At 63.4% G+C, this 7127-nt stretch carries 4 protein-coding genes and 1 pseudogene; 1 reads left to right on the forward strand and 4 read right to left on the reverse strand.

What is annotated here, in order from left to right; all coding sequences use genetic code 11:
* Window positions 1-247: pseudogene (locus VGH68_RS21525) on the reverse strand (hypothetical protein); the annotation flags it as partial.
* A 254-nt stretch (window positions 248-501) separates the two neighbouring features.
* Between VGH68_RS21525 and VGH68_RS21530 the strand changes: the two are divergent.
* Window positions 502-2850 carry a Tex family protein gene (locus tag VGH68_RS21530; RefSeq protein WP_331605731.1) on the forward strand — a complete coding sequence of 783 codons (2349 nt, stop codon included), beginning with the start codon at window positions 502-504 and terminating at the stop codon, window positions 2848-2850.
* A gap of 230 nt (window positions 2851-3080) precedes the next feature.
* Here the strand turns inward: VGH68_RS21530 and VGH68_RS21535 are convergent, their stop codons facing one another.
* From VGH68_RS21535 to VGH68_RS21545, 3 genes are all read right to left on the reverse strand, one after another.
* Window positions 3081-4967 carry a potassium transporter Kup gene (locus VGH68_RS21535; protein WP_331605732.1) on the reverse strand — a complete coding sequence of 629 codons (1887 nt, stop codon included), beginning with the start codon at window positions 4965-4967 and terminating at the stop codon, window positions 3081-3083.
* Between the two features lie 377 nt (window positions 4968-5344).
* On the reverse strand, window positions 5345-5917 hold the full coding sequence (locus VGH68_RS21540; RefSeq protein ID WP_331605733.1) for a phosphoribosyltransferase: 573 nt from the start codon (window positions 5915-5917) through the stop codon (window positions 5345-5347).
* An 18-nt stretch (window positions 5918-5935) separates the two neighbouring features.
* Window positions 5936-7127: adenylosuccinate synthase (locus tag VGH68_RS21545; protein ID WP_331605734.1), on the reverse strand; the 1192-nt coding region annotated here is incomplete at its 5' end.

The following is a 7127-nucleotide window of genomic DNA, read 5'->3' on the forward strand; positions in this document are numbered from 1 at the left end:
CCGTTGATGTGGCGGCCTTGTTGGCCGGCGCCGCGACGGATGTAATGCCCTGCTCTTGCGTTGCCGCTTGCGGTGCTGCTTGCGCACTGGCGGCCGCGGGGACGGTGGCCGCCACGGCGACCACGCACGCGGCGGCGAACAGACGCGGAAAAATGCCGGAAAACGACCGTTCGGACCCGAGCCCCACAAGGCCCACGGCGCGCGCCGCCGACGCAACCGACAGGCGCGAGGCGAGTGGCGAACGCAACGAAAAGAGCCGGAATTGACACGACGCCGGCCGCGAATCTGACGACAAAAAAGCGACCGGCCGGTTGAGGGACAAGGAGGTTGGCAACGTCGTAGAAGGTCAACGGAAGATGGCTGAAATTCTAACATCCCGCGGTTGAGCCCCCTGGCATTTATGGCAAAATGCCCCGCTCCTGGTCGCGGCGCACGCCCGGCCTGTCCGACCTGCCGCCCGCGCGCGGCCCCTCACTGAGTCCGCAGGAATACCCAGACCTTATGACGGAAACCGTAGCACTCAAGATCGTCCAGCGCATCGCCACTGAACTGTCCGTCCAGCCGCGCCAGGTCGCGGCTGCGGTGGCACTTCTCGACGAAGGCGCGACCGTGCCGTTCATCGCCCGTTACCGCAAGGAAGTGACCGGTAATCTCGACGACACGCAACTACGCAATCTCGAGGAACGCCTGCTGTATCTGCGCGAACTCGAAGACCGGCGCGCGGCGATCATCGCGAGCATCGACGAACAGGGCAAGCTCACCGACGAACTACGCGGCGCGCTCGAAGGCGCCGACAGCAAGCAGGTCCTGGAAGACCTGTACCTGCCGTATAAGCCGAAACGCCGCACGCGCGCCCAGATCGCGCGCGAGGCCGGTCTGCAGCCACTCGCCGACGCGCTGCTCGGCAATCCGCTGCTCGATCCGCAAACCGAGGCCGCCGCGTACGTGGACGCCGACAAGGGCGTCGCCGATGTGAAGGCCGCGCTCGACGGCGCGCGCGACATCCTGTCCGAACAGTTCGGTGAAACGGCCGAACTGCTGGGCAAGCTGCGCGATTATTTGCACAGCCAGGGCGTGGTGTCGTCGAAGGTGGTCGAAGGCAAGGAAACCGCCGAGGAAGAGAAATTCCGCGATTACTACGATTACGCGGAAACGATCCGCACGGTGCCGTCGCATCGAGCGCTCGCGTTGTTCCGGGGCCGCAACGCCGGCGTGCTGATGGTCAAGCTGGGCCTCGGCGAAGAACTCGACGCGCAGGTGCCGCATCCGGGTGAAGCGCTGATCGCGCGTCACTTCGGCATCGCCAATCAGAACCGCCCTGCCGACAAGTGGCTCGCCGACGTCTGCCGCTGGTGCTGGCGCGTGAAGGTGCAGCCGCATCTCGAAAACGAATTGCTGACCCATCTGCGCGACGAGGCCGAGCATGAAGCGATCCGCGTATTCGCGCGCAATCTGAAGGACTTGCTGCTCGCCGCGCCGGCCGGCCCGAAGGCGGTGATCGGACTCGACCCGGGGCTGCGCACCGGCGTCAAGGTCGCGGTAGTCGATCGCACCGGCAAGGTGCTCACGACCGACACGATATTTCCGCACGAGCCACGCCGCGACTGGGACGGCTCCCTCGCGAAGCTCGCGCGCATCGCCGCGCAAACGCAGGCTGAGTTGATCAGCATCGGCAACGGGACCGCGTCGCGCGAGACCGACAGGCTCGCGAGCGAGCTGATCGCGCGTCATCCGGAGCTGAAGCTGCAGAAGATCGTCGTGTCCGAAGCGGGCGCGTCGGTGTACTCGGCCTCGGAACTCGCCGCGAAGGAATTCCCCGACATGGACGTGTCGCTGCGCGGCGCGGTATCGATCGCGCGCCGTCTGCAGGACCCGCTCGCTGAACTCGTGAAGATCGAGCCGAAAGCGATCGGGGTCGGCCAGTATCAGCATGACGTGAATCAGCGCGAACTCGCGCGTTCGCTCGATGCGGTCGTCGAGGACTGCGTGAACGCGGTCGGCGTCGATGCGAACACCGCGTCGGTCGCGTTGCTCGCACGCGTGTCGGGCTTGAACGCGACGCTCGCGCGCAATATCGTCGACTATCGCGATACGAATGGGCCGTTCCCGTCGCGCGAGCATCTGCGTAAGGTGCCGCGTCTGGGCGACAAGACCTTCGAACAGGCGGCCGGCTTCCTGCGCATCAACAACGGCGAGAACCCGCTCGACCGGTCGTCGGTGCACCCGGAAGCGTATCCGGTCGTCGAACGCATTCTCGCGAAGATCAGCAAGCACGCCGGCGAAGTGCTCGGCAATCGCGACGCGTTGCGCGGCTTGTCGCCGAGCGAATTCGTCGACGACCGTTTCGGCTTGCCGACCGTACGCGACATCCTGGTCGAACTCGAAAAGCCGGGCCGCGATCCGCGTCCCGAGTTCAAGACGGCGACGTTCCGCGAAGGCGTCGAGAAGGTCAGCGATCTGGTCCCGGGCATGGTGCTCGAAGGCGTCGTGACGAACGTCGCCGCATTCGGCGCGTTCATCGACGTCGGCGTGCATCAGGATGGTCTCGTGCATGTGTCGGCGATGTCGACGAAGTTCATCAAGGACCCGCATGAAGTGGTCAAGGCCGGACAGATCGTCAAGGTCAAGGTGCTCGAGGTGGACGTGAAGCGCCAGCGGATTGCGCTGACCATGCGCCTCGACGACGAGCCCGGCGCGGCCGCTGCGCGCAGCGGTGGCGGTGGTGGCGCGCAGCAGGATCGTGGCAACTTCAATCGCGGCGGTGCGGGACGCGGCGCGCCGCAGCGCTCGCGTGAACCGGAGCCGGGTGGCGCGATGGCCGCCGCGTTTGCGAAGCTCAAGCAGAAGTAAGCATGCAGTGAGCGCGGCGTGAGTACATCGAGCGGGTGTGCTTCGCCACAAGCGCGGTGATCTGTCGCGTGACGCCGTGCTTCGCCTGGTGCGTGAACGGCGAGCACGCTTCGATGCGCTTGCCGCGCCTGAGAACAAAAAGCCCACGCAAATGCGTGGGCTTTTTGCTGTTTGCTTGCCCTGCGCCTGGCAACTCGGGCAGCAGCCAACCGGCTAGAAACAGCACACCGTCAGATCTCGATCTTGGTCCCCAACTCCACGACCCGATTCGCCGGGATGCTGAAGAAATCGGTCGGCTTGGCCGCGTTCTGATGCATCCACGCGAACACGCGTTCACGCCACACCGACATCCCCGGCAATTGCGTCGGCACCACCGTTTCGCGCGCGAGGAAAAACGATGTGTCCATCATCTCGAAAGTCATGTCTTGCGTGCGGCCGACTTCGAGCAGCACCGCCTTCACGTCCGGCGTTTCGTTGAAACCGTAAGCCGCCTTCACCAGAAACAATCCACCGTCCATATCCTTGACCGTCACACGCTGCGCGTCGTTCACATACGGAATGTCGCGCGTGACGAAAGTCAGAAAGATCGTGCGTTCGTGCAGCACCTTGTTGTGCTTGAGGTTATGCAGCAGGCTCACCGGCACCAGCGTGTCGCTGCCGGTCAGATAGATCGCCGTGCCGGACACGCGATGCGGCGGATGCGCGAGTAATCCCTGCAGGAACGGCATCAGCGGAATACCGTCGGCGGCCGTGCGCTCCTTGACGATCATCCTGCCCTTGAACCACGTCATCAGCAGGAAGAACAGCAGCCCGCCGATACACAGTGGCAACCAGCCGCCCTCTTCGACCTTCAGCAGGTTCGCGCCGAAGAAGCCCACGTCGACCACCATGAACACGGCGATGATCAGCGCGACCAGAAACTTGTTCCAGTTCCACACGTTGACCATCACGACGCACGCGAGGATCGTAGTGATCACCATCGTTGCGGTCACCGCGATACCGTACGCGGCGGCCAGATTGTCCGAACTCTTGAAGGCGATCACGATGCACAGAATGATGAACAGCAGCATCCAGTTCACCACCGGCACATAGATCTGCCCGATCGCCAGTTCCGACGTGTGCAGGATCTTCATACGCGGCACGTAACCAAGCTGGATCGCCTGGCTCGTCAGCGAATACGCACCCGAGATCACCGCCTGCGACGCGATCACCGTCGCAACCGTCGACAGCACCACGAGCGGCAGCAACGCCCAGTCCGGCGCGAGCAGAAAGAATGGATTTTCGATGGCCTTTGGGTCGTGCATCAACAGCGCGCCCTGGCCGAAATAGTTCAGCACCAGCGACGGCATCACGAGCACATACCAGGCCATGCGGATCGGCTGCGCGCCGAAGTGCCCCATGTCCGCGTACAGTGCCTCGGCGCCCGTCAGTACCAGCACGACCGAGCCGAGCACCACGTACGCCTGCAGCACGTGCGCGGCCATGAACGTGTACGCGTAGTACGGATTGAGCGCGCGAATCACGTTCGGCGACTGCAGGATGTGCCACAGGCCGAGCGCGGCGAGTACGAGAAACCACAGGAGCATGATCGGACCGAACAGCCGGCCGACCATCGCCGTGCCGTGCCGCTGGATCCAGAACAGCACGATCAGAATCACGATGGTCAGCGGGATCACCAGATGCGACAGGTGCGGAGCGGCGATTTCGAGACCCTCGACCGCCGAAATGACGGAGATCGCGGGAGTGATCACCGCATCGCCGTAAAACATGCAGGCGCCGAAAATGCCGAGCATCATCAGCACGCCGGCCACTTTCGATTTCTGCTCGAGCGAGCGCAGCGCCAGCGCCATCAGCGCGAGCACACCGCCCTCGCCGTTGTTGTCCGCGCGCATCACGAACAGCACGTACTTGACGCCCACCACGATCATGATTGCCCAGAACAGCAGCGAGATAACGCCGAGGATCGACTGATCGGTCAGCGGGATGCCATGCGACGGGCTGAAAGCCTCTTTAAGCGAATACAACGGGCTCGTGCCAATGTCGCCGAACACCACTCCGATCGCGGCAATCGCCAGGGAGGGCAGCGGCTGTTTGTGTACGTGATTGTTATCTGTCATAGACGCGAGAGAATCCGTTCCCAGGCGGAAAAAACGACCGCTATTCTAAACTGCTCACCTGACACCGCTCGGCTTGTTGTGGATACGCCACGTGGATCGTCCGCGCAGTGTAGCACCGCGATATGGCAGCGTCTGCTGCGTGCGCAACCGGGTTGGTGGCGAACGGCGGATGCGGCGCGCCAGGCCGCGCCCCGTTCCATCGGTGGCGCGAAAAAAACGGAGCCCGACTGGGCTCCGTTTTGCGAATCCGCGATTGCAATGCTCGAGCGCGGCTCTTTCTATCTGAACGTAAAGCGCTTGGCCGTGAAGCAACGGAACGTAATGTGCGGAAACGCAAGATGAAAGTCAGGCATAAAAACCAGGCGCGCAGCTTTGCGCTATTTGCCCGATCCTTCCTCGGCCTGCGCGATGCCGCGCTTGATCCACGCACCGAGGTTATGCGGACGCACCGTGTCCCACTCCTCGAACGGCTGATGAATCCACGGATTCGTCGGCAGGTACTGCACGTGGTAATCGGGCTTCACCTTCGAGCAGCCCTTGTACCACAGCACCGCCGAACGCACCGCGGTGATCGCCGGATAACGCTCCTTCAGGTGCTGCTGCACGCGCGCGAGCGTGACGCCCGAATCGACGAGGTCGTCGACGAGCAGCACATTGCCGTGCAATTCGCCGCGCGTCATCGTGATGTACTGCGCTATGTCGAGTTCACCCTGCTGCGTGCCAGCCGCCTCGCGATATGAACTCGTGGCGAGAATCGCCAGCGGCAAATCGTAAATACGCGACAGCTGGTCGCCAACGCGCAGACCACCGCGCGCAAGGCATAAGATCTTGTCGAACTTCCAGCCCGATTCATGCACCGCCAAGGCAAGCAGTTCGATCAGCCGGTGATATTCGTCCCAGCCGACCCACAGGTTCTTGTCGTCGTTACGAGGATCTTTCATCGCGATCATCGGTACACCTTGCATCGCTTAGACCTTGAACGGATGGCGCAGCAGAATCGTTTCGTCGCGATCCGGACCGGTCGATACCATGTCGATCGGAATACCCGCGACGTCCTGCACCCGCGTCAGATACGCACGCGCATTGGCGGGCAGCTTGTCCCACTCCTTGATGCCGACCGTGCTTTCCTTCCAGCCCGCAAAGGTTTCGTAGACCGGCACGCACTGCTCGACTTCCGACGCGCCGCGCGGCAGCAGGTCGACCGTCTTGCCGTCGACCATGTAGCCGACGCACAGCTTCACTTCGTCGAGACCGTCGAGGACGTCGAGCTTGGTCATGCACAGGCCCGATACGCCGTTGATCTGGATCGAGCGGCGCAACGCGGCGACGTCGAGCCAGCCGGTGCGGCGCGGACGGCCGGTGACCGAGCCGAATTCCTTGCCGACGGTGGCGAGTTCCAGACCGATCGGCTCCTGACGCGACGCGTTATCGGCGTCGTAGAGCTCGCTCGGGAACGGGCCCGAACCGACGCGCGTGCAGTATGCCTTCGTGATGCCGAGAATGTAGTTGAGCTTCTGCGGACCGACGCCCGCGCCAGCCGTTGCGGCGCCCGCGACGCAGTTGCTCGACGTGACGAACGGATAGGTGCCGTGATCGATATCGAGCAACGTGCCCTGCGCGCCTTCGAACAGCAGGTTGCCGCCGTTGGCGTTCACGTCGTACAGACGGCGCGACACGTCTGTGACCATCGGCTTGAGGCGGTCGGCGTAGCTCAGCATCGTGTCGAGCGTTTGCTGGAAATCGACCGCGGCGACGCCGAGGTATTGCGTGAGCACGAAGTTGTGATAGTCGAGGTTTTCGCGCAGACGCTCGGCGAAGACCGGTGCGTCGAAGAGGTCCTGCACGCGCAGACCGCGGCGTGCGACCTTGTCTTCATAGGCAGGGCCGATCCCGCGGCCGGTGGTGCCGATCTTGCTCGCGCCGCGGCGCGCTTCGCGGCCCTGGTCGATCGCGATGTGGTACGGCAGGATCAGTGTGGTGGCTTCGGAAATGAACAGGCGTTTCTGGACGTCGATGCCAGCGGCTTCGAGCTCGCCGATTTCCTTGAACAGCGCTTCCGGCGACAACACGACGCCATTGCCGATGTAGCACGCGACGCCGGGATGCATGATGCCCGACGGAATCAGACGCAAGATGGTTTTCTTGCCGCCGATGATAAGC

Origin of the sequence: Paraburkholderia sp. (genome assembly GCF_036488505.1) — a bacterium.
Taxonomy (GTDB): Bacteria; Pseudomonadota; Gammaproteobacteria; order Burkholderiales; family Burkholderiaceae; genus Paraburkholderia.